The 15,275-nt window shown below is 38.3% G+C and carries 14 protein-coding genes; 7 read left to right on the top strand and 7 right to left on the bottom strand.

Translation table 11 applies throughout. The features are described from left to right. Together AWW68_RS04425 and AWW68_RS20355 are read left to right on the top strand one after the other, a co-directional pair. The gene (locus AWW68_RS04425) at positions 1-594 is read left to right on the top strand and encodes a nitroreductase family protein (RefSeq protein ID WP_068217013.1); all 594 of its coding nucleotides are present in this window, start codon (positions 1-3) and stop codon (positions 592-594) included. 229 nt (positions 595-823) lie between these two features. Further along, complete coding sequence (locus AWW68_RS20355) at positions 824-958, top strand: hypothetical protein (protein WP_262501393.1); 135 nt, start codon at positions 824-826, stop codon at positions 956-958. Positions 959-985: 27 nt separating this feature from the next. On the opposite strand, the gene AWW68_RS04430 is transcribed toward AWW68_RS20355, so the two are convergent. Beyond that, positions 986-1,687, bottom strand: coding sequence for a methyltransferase domain-containing protein (locus AWW68_RS04430; protein WP_068217015.1), 702 nt, complete (start codon positions 1,685-1,687; stop codon positions 986-988). A 37-nt stretch (positions 1,688-1,724) separates the two neighbouring features. On the opposite strand from AWW68_RS04430, the gene AWW68_RS04435 reads away from it, so the two are divergent. Beyond that, complete coding sequence (locus AWW68_RS04435; RefSeq protein ID WP_157717526.1) at positions 1,725-2,183, top strand: hypothetical protein; 459 nt, start codon at positions 1,725-1,727, stop codon at positions 2,181-2,183. Here the strand turns inward: AWW68_RS04435 and AWW68_RS04440 are convergent. Continuing rightward, positions 2,160-3,266 (bottom strand): type III polyketide synthase, encoded by a 1,107-nt coding sequence (locus tag AWW68_RS04440; RefSeq protein ID WP_068217020.1) that lies wholly within the window; start codon positions 3,264-3,266, stop codon positions 2,160-2,162. The two genes, AWW68_RS04435 and AWW68_RS04440, sit on opposite strands and share 24 nt — an antisense overlap. A gap of 48 nt (positions 3,267-3,314) precedes the next feature. Here AWW68_RS04440 and AWW68_RS04445 point away from each other — a divergent pair, with 48 nt between their 5' ends. After that, complete coding sequence (locus tag AWW68_RS04445) at positions 3,315-4,220, top strand: UbiA family prenyltransferase (protein WP_068217021.1); 906 nt, start codon at positions 3,315-3,317, stop codon at positions 4,218-4,220. Here AWW68_RS04445 and AWW68_RS04450 read toward each other — a convergent pair. Then, positions 4,214-5,329, bottom strand: a complete 1,116-nt coding sequence (locus AWW68_RS04450) for an NAD(P)/FAD-dependent oxidoreductase (RefSeq protein ID WP_068217024.1) — start codon at positions 5,327-5,329, stop codon at positions 4,214-4,216. The genes AWW68_RS04445 and AWW68_RS04450 overlap by 7 nt on opposite strands. 106 nt (positions 5,330-5,435) lie before the next feature. Here AWW68_RS04450 and AWW68_RS04455 point away from each other — a divergent pair, with 106 nt between their 5' ends. Further along, on the top strand, positions 5,436-7,940 hold the full coding sequence (locus AWW68_RS04455; protein WP_245660207.1) for a zinc-dependent metalloprotease: 2,505 nt from the start codon (positions 5,436-5,438) through the stop codon (positions 7,938-7,940). 54 nt (positions 7,941-7,994) lie between these two features. Here the strand turns inward: AWW68_RS04455 and AWW68_RS04460 are convergent, their stop codons facing one another. Then, entirely contained in the window at positions 7,995-9,236 is a 1,242-nt protein-coding gene (locus AWW68_RS04460) for an aspartyl protease family protein (RefSeq protein WP_068217026.1), read from the bottom strand. Positions 9,237-9,286: 50 nt separating this feature from the next. Then, a complete protein-coding gene (locus AWW68_RS04465) occupies positions 9,287-9,727 on the bottom strand; it encodes an SRPBCC family protein (protein ID WP_068217028.1) in 441 nt (146 codons plus the stop codon). Between the two features lie 322 nt (positions 9,728-10,049). On the opposite strand from AWW68_RS04465, the gene AWW68_RS04470 reads away from it, so the two are divergent. Further along, complete coding sequence (locus AWW68_RS04470) at positions 10,050-12,914, top strand: CHAT domain-containing protein (RefSeq protein ID WP_185101199.1); 2,865 nt, start codon at positions 10,050-10,052, stop codon at positions 12,912-12,914. A 41-nt stretch (positions 12,915-12,955) separates the two neighbouring features. On the opposite strand, the gene AWW68_RS04475 is transcribed toward AWW68_RS04470, so the two are convergent. Both AWW68_RS04475 and AWW68_RS04480 read right to left on the bottom strand, forming a co-directional pair. After that, entirely contained in the window at positions 12,956-13,993 is a 1,038-nt protein-coding gene (locus AWW68_RS04475; protein WP_068217033.1) for a tetratricopeptide repeat protein, read from the bottom strand. Positions 13,994-13,997: 4 nt separating this feature from the next. Then, complete coding sequence (locus AWW68_RS04480; protein WP_068217035.1) at positions 13,998-14,537, bottom strand: RNA polymerase sigma factor; 540 nt, start codon at positions 14,535-14,537, stop codon at positions 13,998-14,000. A 223-nt stretch (positions 14,538-14,760) separates the two neighbouring features. On the opposite strand from AWW68_RS04480, the gene AWW68_RS04485 reads away from it, so the two are divergent. Further along, positions 14,761-15,258: a response regulator gene (locus AWW68_RS04485; protein ID WP_157717527.1), complete on the top strand. Its 498-nt coding sequence runs from the start codon at positions 14,761-14,763 to the stop codon at positions 15,256-15,258. Positions 15,259-15,275: the final 17 nt, after the last annotated feature.

Here is a 15,275-nt window from a genome sequence, read left to right on the forward strand (position 1 = left end):
ATGACAAAGTTCGATACCCAATCGGTTAACGATTTAATAAGAAACAGACGTTCTATTTATCCTGCGCAATATACTGATGAGCCGGTTGACGATGCCATCATTAAAGAGATGTTGGAGAATGCTAATTGGGCGCCAACTCACAAGCTGACTGAGCCTTGGCGATTTATGGTTTTCAAAGGTGAAGGTTTGAAAAAGTTGGGTGAGTTTCAGTCGAACCTTTACAGAGAGGTTTCTACCCGAAACGGAAATTTCAATGAAGCTACTTTTGAAAAGTTGGCTACCAAGCCATTAACTGCATCGCATGTAATTGCCATTGGCATGAAGCGCGATGAAAGAGGCTTTGTACCAGAAGTGGAGGAAGTAGCCGCGGTATCTATGGCAGTCCAAAATATGTATCTCACTGCCACCGCTTACGGTGTAGGTTGTTATTGGGGAACAGGAGGCGTGACTTTCTACCCTGAAGCCAAAGCCTTTTTCGGGTTAGGAGAAAACGATAAGTTCCTCGGCTTTCTATTCGTAGGTAACGTAATGGAAGGCTTCGCACCTCAAGGCAGAAGAAATCCTATTGAGGATAAAGTGAGTTGGGTTTGGTAAGATCGTCCCTACCAAAAAAATGCTCAACATTTTTTGCAAGCCCTATTTTCTTCCACCATTAATTTAGGTTTGCATTGAGTAGTTTAATTGAATAATACGCACATTCAATTCAATTGAAAGATGTTTGCTTTCAAGCGAAAGTGTTACAAAAGACTATTCGGATTTACATGAATTTGTCAATTCAAAAATATTAGCACTTAGAGTTTAAATCGAGAAAACAACATCAGATATGAATACAGTAATAGTTATTGGTCTAATCTTCGGCCTAACCCTTTTGATTGCCCTTTGGATGTCGTTGAGACATAAGGGGCCAATTCAACTATACATGGATATAAAGCGTGGCAGATTCTTATTGAAAAAGTAGAAAGGAATATTTTGACATTCAAATGTGTCAAAAAACCAACTGCCACCTAAAGGCCCACATCCATTGGAGGGTGAATCGGCCAATTTCTGCATCGTTCATCAGCTGAACCAGCTCTTTTCTTTTGAAAGCTCGAAGCACAGAAAGAGGCCCATCGTTCTTCACCATTTCCGATTTGGAGAATAGGTTCACCAGCAGCTTGATTGAATGATAAGCCAGCGGATGTCTGTGTAAGTCGTTAATGACTACTCCAATTTTCGCTTGAGACTTGAATTGCTTGAAAATACCTGTCAGCTGTTTTTCTGTAAAATGGTGCGTAAAGAGCGTGCAGAGAATGATATCGAACTCTCGCTGTTGGAATTCTTTAGAGAATATATCCTGTACTTCGAACCGAATGTTGCTGAACTCTTTACAGTTTTCTCGGGCATACTCAATGATATGAGGGTTGGCGTCAAAGCCCACTAATTCCACATTGAGGTTCTTTTTGGAAGCCCAATGTGCTACGAGTTTGAGAATGTCTCCACCACCGCAGCCTAAGTCGGCAATAACCAGCTTTTCAGGGTTTCGCCTTCTAATGAGCTTTACAATGCCGTCTATGGTTACAAAGTTTCCTCCCAGCCATTTGTTAATGGTTTCTAACTCTTTCAAGGTTTGAGAAATAACGGGACCGCTAGCCGCTAGGTCGTCCATTAATTCTTCTTCGTAGGTTCTATTTTTAAACTTTCCGCTCATTCTATTGATTAAACATAATGATTAAATTGATGCTATAATGAAGCGATTGTTGATATGTTTTGTGTTTTTCACTTTGGGGGTGTCTGCCGCTGAAGCTCAAAACAATCAACAGAAAGAGGCACAGGCGTTTATTCTAAAGGTGGTTTCTGAGTATAAGAATCCCTTAGCCTACTATCCTTTCAACAGAGAATTGTTTTTGCCAACTCAAGCGGAAGTAGATTCAATTGAAAATGCAATCAATAAACATGCGTTATATTATTCATCGCCATTTATTGTTTTAGGGCCTGATGATAGTCTGAAAAGGGAAATCTTTTTAGATGCTTACGGGCAACCAATGTTTCCTCAAAAGATTACTTATTCCAAAAGTTCGCAGTCGGCTAGTCATCAATTTTTTAGGCGTAAACAGAATAGGTTACTCAATGCAAACCCTAACCTAGGGAAGTTTTTACTCTACAATCGGCAGTTTAAGCAATCAGCAAACCCTGAGAAGCATTGATTCCATGGTTAGGCCAGGCCCAAAGGCGAGGGAGAGAATGCTTTCGTTTCTATTTTCGGTCGTAAGGCTATCCCATAGCTGTTTTATTACGAATAAAATAGTGGGTGAAGACATGTTACCATAATTCTCTAAAACGGTTCTACCTGCCCAATCGGCTTCTTTACTCAGCTCAAGTTCCGACTCAATTACTTCCAAGATTCGTTTCCCTCCTGGGTGAAATGCAAAGTGATTGATGGTCTCTGTAGCTGATTGGCTTTTAAGCCTATTTACTAACTCGCCAATTCCTTTTTCAATGAGTGATGGTACGTAAGCACTCAATTTCATCTCGAAACCAAAGTTGCCAATGTTCCAGGCCATTTCGGAAGAGCCCTCAGGGTATATTTCATTTAGGAACCCTGTCGGACTAAGCACTAAGTTATTCTTTGAGTCGGTCTTTTCTGCCGACATGATTACTGCCGCAGAACCGTCACCAAAAATGGCATTGGCCAAGAGATTATCATCATCTGCTCCTTTTTGAAAATGGATGGTACAAAGTTCGGTAGCCACAATGAGCACTTTGGCCTTTGGGTTAGCTCTGCAAATTTGGTCGCCCAGCTTAATGCCAGTAAAAGCTGCATAACAACCCATAAAGTTTACGCAAGTCCGTTCTACAGAAGTCTTGAGCCCCAGCTGATGGATTAGGTCTATGTCTAAACCTGGAGCATACATACCCGTGCAACTAATGGTGATAAGATGAGTAATATCTTGGAATGAAAGATTGGCATGGTTGAAAGCATTTTTAGCCGCTTGCGCTGATAAACTCTGAGCTTCTTTTCTATAAAGTTTAGCTCTATCATCAGTTGTTGGGAAGGGCTCCAACGCTTTATTTGTAGGGTAGAAAGTCCACTGAGATTGATCTGCCGACTGGTAATCGTTGATTACGGAATATCTCTTTTTAATGCCAGACGCTCGATAAAGTGCTTTAAGTCTGGTAAGTGCCGAACCTTCCAAACCATGAGCTTGACCCATAAATTCGAAAACGTTGTGTTGCTCAATGCAGTGTTTAGGATTGGCCAGGCCAATGGAGATTATATTACTACTCACATTCTATAATAGTCGTTTTGTGCTAAATTGTTCAGACAAAATCTGAATATGTTCAAAAAGGCAACCTGGCTTCACTTACGCATTCCTTTCTCTTATTTTCTACTGCCAATTTTCTTGTTTGCCATCTCGTTGAGTCCCAACCTAAACGAGTCTGGTCTACTTTGGCTATTTGTTATACTGCACTTGTTTGTTTACCCAGCTAGCAATGCATTCAATAGCTACTTCGATAAAGACGAGGGAAGCATTGGAGGACTTAAGAATCCGCCCAAGGTAGATAAGAATGTGTTTTTTATTGCTCAGGCCTTCGATACCATAGGCCTTTTTCTGGCGCTTTATTTCTTTCAAAGAAACTGGACCTTGGCCGCTATGCTTTTGGTCTATGTTTTGGTTTCTCGTGCATACAGTCACCCTTCGGTACGACTGAAAAAGTATCCGCTACTGAGCTGGCTAATCGCTGGCTTCTTTCAAGGTGCTTGGGTGGTTTGGTTAGTCTATATTGGCTTGAATGATTTCAGTTTTACCAGCATTTTTAAACCTCACATATTGATACCAGGCTTTTTGGCTTCCGCAATTCTTTGGGGCTCTTACCCAATGACACAGGTTTACCAACATGAAGAAGATTCCAAAAGAGGTGATATCACCCTCTCTATTAAGCTCGGAGTTTTGGGAACATTTCACTTCACGGCCATTTGCTTTGCAATTGCTTCAGCCTCATACGTTTGGTATTTTGCTAGTTATCACGAATTGAAATACGGACTTCACTTTTTGCTGGCCTTATCGCCAGTTCTATTGTTTTTCGGCTGGTGGTATTTACAAGTGAGAAAGAGTGCAACGGCTGCCGACTTCAAAAACACCATGCGCTTGAATTTTATCAGCGCTACTTGTTTGGGGGGGTTCTTCCTCTATTTCTTTCTCAACTCCTCGGGAATATTGAATGTGGCAGGTGCTTACTGAAAAGGCTCTCCGTGTGTATTCTTCATTATTCTTTTGGCCAAAGGCCGAACAGACTGAACTAAGCCAACAGCCAATTCTGAGCTAAATTTTGTGCCGAACAGTTTTTGAGTTTGTCTTCCTACCCAGAGTCTTTTTTTGAACAGGGAGTTCCATTCGTTGAGGTAGGCATTTTCTAGTTCTGTTCTTTTCAGCGAATCTCCAGCCCAGTAAACTTTGATTAAATCGGCCAAGATTTTTCCACTATGAATGGCCATGGCCATACCGTTACCGCAAAGTGGGGTGATGAGCCCTGCAGCATCGCCAGCCATTAGAATGTGATTTTCAATAAGCTTTTTTGGAGCAAAGCTGAACTCATTAATTACTTCTGGCTTATCGAAAAGGAAGTCTGAGTTTTTGAATAAGTGCCTAAGCTGAGGATTTTTACAAAGCACATTTTCTTCCATTTCAGCAATGCTTCCGTACTTCTTCAGAACACTCCTAGAACCAAGGTAACAGAGGTTGTACTTTCCATCTTCAATGGCGCTGAAGCCGCAATAACCTCCTTCAAAGTTGTGGAGGCTTACCGTGTTTTTTGGAGCATCTGTTTTTACATGATATTTCACTCCGAGAAAAGGTGACCTTTTTGAAGTGAATTCCCTGCTAAGCTTTTTATCTAGAATTGAATTTTTTCCATACGCACCAATCACCAAGTCAGACTCAAATTGTCTTCCGATTGACGTTTCTATGAGAAACTTTCCACCCGAGAAAACACAACTAAGAATGGTGGTTTGCTCATGTACTTGAACCCCTAGTGCAGATGCCTTATTAACTAAGTGCTGGTCTAGTGCAAAGCGGCTTAGACCAAAGCCACCTAGGTCTAAGGGCATTTGTAATGACTTTCCTCTTATTGATGAGAGCTCAAATTGCTGAATTTGAGGTAATTCTAGATCTGGCAATAATTGGTTGGCAGAAAAGTATGGAGCTACTTCATTAGAAATATATTCTCCACATACTCTGTGAAAAGGGTATTTTTTCTTTTCAAATAGGGTAACTAAATAACCAGATTGGGCTAGCTCTATCGATGAAATTAAGCCTGCTAACCCACCACCTACTACAATTATTTCTTTCACGAACAGAATGCTTTTTCAACCACTTAAATAAAACGAAAAATTTATAGTACTTTTTGGATTAAGTTTGAAATCCTATCGACAATTCAAATAGACAAATAACTGTAATATGAAATCAATGAAAATTACTAGAAAGGGCTTAACCAGCCTGATCCTTCTAGTGCTGATGATGATTGGGTTATCCAATGCAGATGCTCAGAGCAGAAGAGAAAGAAAAAAGCAAGAGGAAGAAGCTGCTAAAAAAGCTGCTACTCAGACTCAAAAAGCCCCTGAGAAAAAAGGAGGAATTCAGCCTTTCAGTAAGGTAATCACCAAAGATGCCGAAACTGATGAAGGTTTATTCAATGTACATAAGCTAGACGATAAGTACTACTTTGAAATTTCTGATAGCTTGTTGAATAGAGACATGCTAATGGTTACCAGAATTGCAAAAACTGCATCAGGCATTGGTTTTGGTGGAGGTAAAACTAACACTCAAATGCTTAGATGGCAGAAAGAGGGTGATAAGATTTTGCTTAGAATTATCTCTACTCAAGTAACCGCTGCAGATTCTTTGCCAATTGCAGAGGCTGTAGAGAACTCTAACTTCGCACCAATATTAGCTTCATTCCCGATCAAAGCTATCGCTAAAGATTCAGCAGGTAGTGTAATAGACGCTACTTCATTGATGTCTAGCGATAATAAAACTATGGGTCTTCCTGGTTACTACAGAAGTGCTTACAGAGTGACAAGATTGGATAACGATCGTTCTTATATCACTAGAGTAAGTGCTTACCCAGAGAATATTGAACTAAGACATGTAAAAACTTATTTCGCAGGTAATTCTCCTTCTTCTAGTGCAGATGAGTCAATTACTGTTGAAATGAGTAACTCAATGATTCTTCTACCTAAAGTGCCTATGCAAAGAAGACTTTTCGATAGAAGAGTAGGTTGGTTTGCTAGAGGTACTACAGACTATGGCCTAGATGTTCAACAGTCTAAGACAGTAAGATACTTAGACAGATGGAGACTTGAGGTTAAGGAAGAAGATATGGACAAGTTCAGAAGAGGAGAGCTTGTTGTGCCTAAGAAGCAGATTGTTTATTATATCGATAGAGCTACCCCAGACAAATGGGTAAAATACATTAAGCAAGGAGTAGAAGATTGGCAAGTAGCTTTTGAGGCCGCTGGTTTCAAAGATGCTATCATTGCTAAAGAAGCACCGTCTAAAGAGGAAGATCCAGATTGGAGTCCGGAAGATGTAAGATACTCTACCGTAAGATACTTAGCCTCTCCAATTCCAAATGCTAATGGTCCTCACGTTTCTGATCCTCGTTCGGGTGAAATTCTTGAGTCAGACATTAACTGGTATCACAACGTAATGACTCTTTTGAGAAGATGGTTCTTCGTTCAGACTGCGGCTATCAACCCAAGAGCACAATCTCCAGAGTTTGATGATGAGGTAATGGGTCGTTTGATCAGATTCGTTTCTTCTCATGAGGTAGGTCACACCCTTGGTCTTCCTCACAACTTCGGTTCTAGTAATGCATATCCTGTAGACTCTTTGAGGTCTGCTGAATTTACTCAAAGAATGGGTACAGCACCATCTATTATGGACTATGCCAGATTCAACTATGTGGCTCAGCCAGAAGATAAAGGTGTGGCACTTATGCCAGAGATTGGAGAGTACGATAAGTATTCAATTGCATGGGGTTATAGACCTATTTTGGATGCAAACTCTCCAGAAGCTGAACTTCCTACATTGAGAAAATGGATTGAAGATAAGAAGGGAGATCCTCTTTACAGATTCGGGCGTCAAGGTAACTCTAATGACTATACTGCTCAAAGTGAAGATTTAGGAGATGATGCCATGAAGGCTAGTGCTTATGGTATTGCTAACCTTAAGAGAATTGTTTCTAATGTTCGTGATTGGACGTATGTTCAGGGCTCTGACTATACCGAACTTGAAGAAATGTATGGTGAGGTTCGCTCTCAGTTCAACAGATACATGGGTCATGTAAGAAGATATGTTGGTGGTGTGAAAGAAGATTACAAAACTGCCGATCAGGATGGTCTAGTTTATACTCACGCTCCAAAGGCTAAGCAAAAAGAAGCTGTTAAGTTCTTAAATGATGAATTGTTTAACACACCAATGTGGATGTTGGACAACGAAATTATTGGTAGACTTCAAGATTATGGTGCGGTTGAAAGCATGAGGTCTTTACAAGTTTCTACCCTTAACGATTTATTAGGATGGGGTAAACTTGGTAGAGTAATAGAGAACTCTACTTTGAATGGCTCTGAAGCTTATAGCATCTTAGAATTAACTGCTGACATCAGAAATGGTATTTGGTCAGAGTTGAGAGCGGGTAAGGCTATTGATACATATAGAAGAAACTTACAAAGAGCACATATTGAAAGACTTGGTGAGTTATTGACAGAAGATGAATCAAACTCTAGGTTTGGCAATAGTATTGATGCTTCTCAGTCTGATATTAGACCAATTGCACGAGCCGAGCTCAAAGCACTTCAGTCATCTATCAGATCTGCCATTTCAAGAACATCCGACAGAATGAGCAAAATTCACTTGGAAGATGCTCTTGTAAGAGTAAATGACATATTAGATCCGAAGTAATTTGGAGATTGCATTCAAACACAAAGGGCTGCTCATTTGAGTAGCCCTTTTATATTAAATCATTCTTCTTAATCGAATACTTTTTCTGTACAAGTTCCCGTTTCTCTTAATTATTAGCTCTAAGGTTGAGCCGGGATCTCCGCGCAAGAGACCATTCATCTCAGACATCGAAAAGAAGAAAACAGGCTTCCCCGAAATGGCAATTATTTCGTCTCCTGTTTCTAAAGAGACTTCTTCAGCTGGTGAGTCAGGTATTATGGAGCTTACAACATACTCATTTAGCTCTTTACCTTGTGCTACAAAAGTGAAACCAGCTCTATTGAACTTGAACTCTTCTCTATAATTTTTCTCTTTCTTAAAGTAAGCGACCTCATTAGCATAGTCGTATATAATGTTGAATTTTGATAAAACATCTGAGCCAATAGTTCCATATCTTACTATGGAGCCATCATCATCCGTCAAGTTTTTCTGTATCTTCCAATCCTGTGGAAATGAGGTTAGCACTTTTCTGAATGTAAATTTTCCACCTATATTAACCTTTTGGACTCTTCCAATTTTTCCTTCAAGGCTACCTGTAATACTGCTACCCAACGTGTGTTCAATTGTTTTTCTGGGGAGAACGATTTCATCATGTCTTTGTTCATCCAAGAATATAGCGCTGCTGGCTCCAGTATCAATTAATAAGCTGGCTTTTACCTTCTTTTGACCTTTCTGTTTTATCTCTGTGATTATGTAAGGCCTAAAACCCTTAACATCGATCTTTACCTTTTTATAGCCTTTCGGAGCTTTAAATTTACTATGGTCATAAAGCCTTATCCTTTCTTCTTCATAATCTATTTCAACAACAAATCTGTTGAATAACTCTGACCCAAGAATACCATGGGCATCAATGCCTAGCATACCCTTAATGTCCAAATTATTTTCTTTAAGGACGAGCATGGTTTGTTGTGACGCCTCTACACCTGTCATCTTTATATTAAGGTCGCTTGCTACTAACAAGTCTGTAACCTTGTTACCGTTCGAAGCATAGACGGGAATTTCGCGTGCGTTAACCAAGTTATTCTCTCCTATAACCCAACGATCAAAGACCAAACCTGATTCCGAACCAGTGTCTAGAATGAAGTTGAATGGCCCTTTACCATTAAGTACAATGGGAACTACTATTAAGTTACTTTCTTCTCGAAAGCTTAATTCCACATAACCTTTGCCATCAGATAATGAGAACCCAAGAGGGTTTTGAGCAACGGCCTGAAAACAGAGGACTGCCAGAGCCAGAGTAAGTAATTTTCCTTTCATGAGTTCTTCGATTTGACTGTATTAAGAACACATACGATATATGTCCACCCTTAGTTTTTACCGAATATCCTTTTGTATAAAGGCTTCCTGTAAATAAACTGTGAAAGTATAAATGGATACATCATGAAGGTTAAGATTTCATTGTAGCTCTTGAATTCTACTATATCTTGGATTTCCGTACCATTACTTAATTGTTTGATTAGGTGTTTGTGTCTCCAGAAGACGAGGCCATGAGGTAATTTCACTCCTTCATCAATAAAGTAGTATTCTCCCTCTATTTCGGATTCAGCAACTATTTTACTTGTCCATGTCTGTTTAAAGAGAAAGAAATTTAGTTCTAAGCTTACAATATCTCCTGGTTTGGAACCATCATACCTTTTTAGAGTGACTTTTGGAAAAGGTGGACTGAGGCTGCTTAAGAGGTCATCGTTAAAACCGTTTTTCACATTTATAAATGATTGACCTACTTTTGTCTTTACGGTAAACTTCATGTGCTAGAAACCAATAATTTTGCTCGTTTGTTAGGCGGATTACGTGAGTTCTTGTTCGCTGCAGTCTTTGTTATTATATTATAGTAGTTCGCCTCAACACAAAATAATGTTTACTTATCAAGTTAATAAGGCATGTATAATCAGGGCAATAACTTTTTGCTCGTTAATGGTCTTATGTCTTTCCTTAAGGTCTCAAGATTTTTCTAATAAAAAGCTAAAATATGTAAGGGATACTTCTGCTTTTACTAAGGCAATAGATTTTCACAGCAAAGCGAAATCTGCTATAAGTAAAGGTCGCACAGATGAGGCGATAACAAACTATTTGGCTACAATCGAGGAGTACAATTCCATTTATAACTCTGCTAAGGATGCTGGTGATTATGAGTTGGCTGTTAATGCTCTGATTGAAAAAGCTGACATAGAAAGAAGAATCTATTCTTATGAGACTCCTTATGAGACTTTATCTGAAGCAAAAGAGTTATTAGAAAGCCATATTCCTTTAGATAATTTTCTGTGGTTCAGGACTTACCTTTCCTTCGGTCAGGTGACTCATATAGGTGCGGACTATTATCGAGCGACCAGCTATCTAGATTCCGCTCAAATATTATATAGTAAGTCCATCACATATGATAGTGCCCTATATAGTGATTTTTTAGAGTATAAGTTCTATGGTTACCTATACTCAAATAAGAGTATAGACACTGTTCAAAAGTACATCGACATTCGTTTGATTTGGGAGAATGAAGAACAGAAAAGAGCTCCTAACCCTGAAAACTTAATGTATCTCTTGGAGGATTATCCGGATATTTATAGTCAAAAAGGTGAGTATGACATTGCCCTAGCTTATGCAATAAGTAACTATAAATACTTTAAACAAAACATTCAAGCAATGAATAGTGCTAGGTTTGGAGAGGTGTACTACGACTTGTCTCTGGCATTGTTTCGCAAAGATCAATTTGAAACAGCTCTAGAAATAGTAGATGAATATCAGAATGCAGATGAGTCTATGTTGAATAATGAGTACTACGCTGGAATGATCTCTTTAGTAGGACTTATTTATAACGAGATGGGTGACTACACTCAGTCTATTGAGTACTTTGAAAGGTTCTTAGATATGCAGGCTGCATCTTTTTCAGAGAGAGATCAGCAGAATCAAAAGATTGCTAGAGCCACTGCTTTCCTAAATATGGGAATTAATCTATATGAATTGGGAGAAACAGAAAAAGCTATCAGTAATTATAATCGCTCTTTAGAAGAGATGAAGGCTATTGTCGACTTTCCAAGTAGTGTATTAATAAACTGTTACAGGTATATAGGGGATTTTCAGGTAAGAGAAGGGAATTGGAAAGAGGCCTTAATTAGTTACGATAGTGCATTAAGAAACACAGAGTTGAAGTATCAAGATGCGGTCTTAGATTTTCCTAACAAGGATAGTATATCTCGATTTTCTCTAGAGTCGTTAACTATCCTCAAAAAAAAATCTAAGGCTATTTTCAATAATTACGAGCAAGACCCAATAACCTATCTCGAATCAGCAATCAATTATGTTGATCATACTCACGAAAGAATTAGAGCGAATAGAGACGATCTATATAAGTCGGATGGAAAACTATTCCTAAGTCAATTTTTCAAGGAATTGTATGAAACTGGGATTGATGCGAGTTTCCAACTTTTTTCTATAACTGGTGATGAGCAATATGCATGGAAAGCTTTCAAATATGCGCAACTAAGCAAGTCTAATCTCTTTCTAGAACAAGAGAAAGATTATAAGGAGTTCACCAGTTCAGATATACCTTTCTCACTTAAAGAAAACTATTATTTAACTACGGCAAGGTTAGACAGTTTAAAGGGGATACTTTACAATACGCTAGATAATTCAGTCACAGGTGACTCAGTTCTCAGGTTGAGCGAACAAATCATAACATTAGAAGATAGAACAGCCTTTTTGAAAGATAGTATTTCAAAGAATTATTTAAAGTCACCTATAGACCAGTATGAGAATCAGGCGATAGATAATTTGGAGTCAGAATCACTTTTAATTGAATACTTTTATGGTAATGACCACATTTACAGCTTTGGAGTCAATGCAGGTCGAGAAATTGTTCTGAATAGAACAGAAAGTGACTCACTACTTAAGAGTAATTTAGAAGGGTTTTTGAAAATAGTTTCTAATCCACCAGATTATGAGAGCTTTGATGACAATTTAAAAAGATACAGGAGATTTGCTGCAGATTTATACAAGAGGCTCTTAGATCCAATTCTAGAAATGCAAAAATCCAGACCTGAAGAGTTAGTAATTGTAGCAGACGAATTTTTGACAAGAGTTCCTTTCGAAGCTTTTTTAGTAGATGAAAATGTTGGCAACACGTTTTGGGACTTCGATTACCTGATCAATTCATTTAACGTCAGATACTTAATCTCCTCAAATGTATCTAAGACTGCATCTTCTACTATGTCTAATGATTATAAAATTTTAGGAATAGGCTTCAGTCAGGTTGATAAGAGAGCTCAATCCAGACAAGGAGCCTATGCTTCCTTGCCTGGAACAGAGAGGGAGATTCAATTTTTAGAAGCAAGTTTTGAGGGTGATTATTACTTGGGTGAAAGGGGGTCAAGGTCAAGGTTCCTGACGGAAGCAAGGAATTATGATATTATACATTTAGCAGTCCATGGAAAGGCAGATGAAAATCGTTTTCAATCAAGGCTTATTTTCAATGGAAAGGACAGTGTTTTAAACACAAATCAGCTCTATTTAGCCAATATAAAGGCAAAGCTCACGGTACTTAGTGCTTGTGAGAGTGGTAAAGGACAAATAGAGTCTGGTGAGGGTACTTTTAGTATCGCCAGAGGTTTTGCGATTGTTGGTGTTCCAAATATTGTTATGAGTTTATGGGAGGTGAATGATCGTATTACTTCTTCTCAAATGGTTGAGTTTTACAACAATTTCCTAAGTGAAAAACAAGACCTAAATTCTTCATTGAGAAAGGTAAAGCTAGATTATATTAAAGACGGAGACTCTTACCTTAGTCACCCATATTATTGGGCTAGTTTTATACATGTTGGCCAGAATACTTCTCTTGAAAAAAGCTTTATTGGTCAGAAATGGATGCTATACTTAATTGGGTTATTCTTTATAATTGGTGTGATGATTTTTGTAAGCGCAAAAAAAAGAAAAGGAATCCAATAGGACTCCTTTTCTCGCGTGCATGTGTGTGATTAGAGAGTATCTTAATACTTGTCGATAATGAAGGCTCTACCATCCATACCGTTATTTCTATTACCTCTGGCTTTAAATTTTCTTTCTACCACTACAAATACCGTCATATCTCCTTCTCCCAAGTTATCGATGGGATGATCGGTCATGAACTTATAACTTTTTTCTCCAGATAAGTCTGAAACAACTCCCCATTGCCAAGATCTTAAGCCCTTGGTGTCTTTTGAGCCATCAGGTGCCCAATCATCTCTGTCTGGCTTTCTATTTACGATTATAACAGGGCCTGAATCTAAATCATTATCATCTAGAGTATAACCCATTTCCTCTAGAAGAACTCTAGCTTTTGCTTCATATTCAGACTCTTTGGTAATTATACTTGCTAAAGAGCCAATAGTGGCATCATCATCTTCATTTCTAAGGTGAGCCAATGCTAGATACCATTCAGATTGTGCTTTAAATCCAGAATAGTTGTTGATTACGGTATTTAAGTTTTTGATGGCTTCTTCTGCTTTTCCCAGTTCAAGTTGACTAGCTCCTAAGTAGAAATAGTTCATTGCACTTGGTTCAGCAGCTACTAAAGAGGTTAACATTTCCTCTGATGCATAAAAGTCTTTTGCGTCAAAAGCCATAAATGCTTTATCTTCTAAAGACAAATTTTCTTCAGCAGTACCCCTAACTTGACCTGTAAGGCTATTGTAAGAAGTAAAGTGTTGATTAAAAAGCTCTTGATTTGACGGAGGGCTATTAAAGTCTCTTAGCCCAATGTAGCTAATGGCAGCTATTAGCACAAGGCTAGCAGCAATTGAAATTACTTTTTTCATAACAGTCTGATCTTTGGTTGTTTTATCTTTTTCGATAGAGGTCTCAATTCCATCGAAAAAGGATTTAATGTCGTTGCGAGCGCTTTGCCTTACTTGAAGACGGATTTCTTTTAATTCCTGAAATTCTTGATTGAATGCAGGATCGTTCAGAAGCCTACTTCTAAACTTACGTTTCTCTTCCGGAGAAAGCTTTCCAGATAGATATTCTTCAATCAATTCAAAATCACTCATGTCTTTATTGTAACAGTCTCTTAATTCTTTGAATGCACTTGTACTTCAAGTTTTTCACCGTGTTCCCATTCTTATAACCTAGTATTTCAGCGATCTCATCGTTAGAAAGATTGTTGAAGTAGAACAGTCTTAAAATATCAGCACACGGGTTTTGGAGGTTTTCAATAACGCTTTTTATCCGATTGATTTTTGAATCGGAATCTTGTTGGGTCTCATCAAGCTCTTCTAGAAGAAGATGATCTTCATATTCTTCGTTAAAAGAAAGTTTAGAGTCTCTTCTGGAGTCGGATAACAACTTGTTTTTGCCAATGGAATACAAATAAGTTTTTATTCCAGCGTCATTCATTTCCTCAATTACATCTTCTAGAACGTTTTCATAGAAGGAGAGAATGGCGTATTGAAAAATGTCAATTGCCTGCTCATAACTACATTTATGTGAGTAAGTAATCCATTTGATGAAACTTGGTCGAAACTTCCGATATATTTCCTCTAGGGCTTCCTTATCACCAGCTTTAAGCCGCAAGATCAACGAGTTTTCACTCATGCTCTCTTCTCTTTAGTGATTTTAAAGTTGAAATGTCACCCAAAGGAGAGTGAAATTTTTTCAAATTTTTTTCAAGCATAGGTTTTTATAGAAAATTACTACTAATGAGAATAACAAATCTAGGTATGATTATATCTCGGGAGAAAGTTAAAAATAATTTGTTGGAAATGGGTGACAATTGCTTTTTCCAATCACTAATTGATACAAGGGTGAAGTTATGGGAATGCGATCGTACTACTTAATTGATAACAAAATTCAGTCTCTCGAAGAGACTGATGGAGGAGCTCAACAACTGAAGAAGTCTAAGTCTGCCTCGATTTTAGCTGAGCAAAATGTTCTTATCGTAGACGATAGTCCCATTAACCTTATTGTAGCTGAAAAAACGCTTTCAAAATTCGGAGCCACTTGTTTTCGAGCAATTTCTGCTAAAGAGGGGCTGAAAGTCTATAATCAGGAGAAGATTGATTTAATTCTGATGGATTTACATATGCCTGTTATAGATGGATTTAAGGCTACAGACCTAATTCGCGAAACCGAGAAGTTTCACTCATCCCCAATTCCTATTATGGCTTATACTACCTTTTCTTACGATGAGGTAATGGAGGGCATCAAAAATCATAAGCTTGATGGTTACATCGGAAAACCATTTACTCAAGCCCAAGTAATAGGTTCTATCTTCGAAGTGCTAAGTTTAAAGCAACAGAAATACAAGCAAGCCTAGTTCTGTTCAATAACTTG

It is taken from the genome of Roseivirga spongicola, from assembly GCF_001592965.1.
Taxonomy (GTDB): domain Bacteria; phylum Bacteroidota; class Bacteroidia; order Cytophagales; family Cyclobacteriaceae; genus Roseivirga; species Roseivirga spongicola.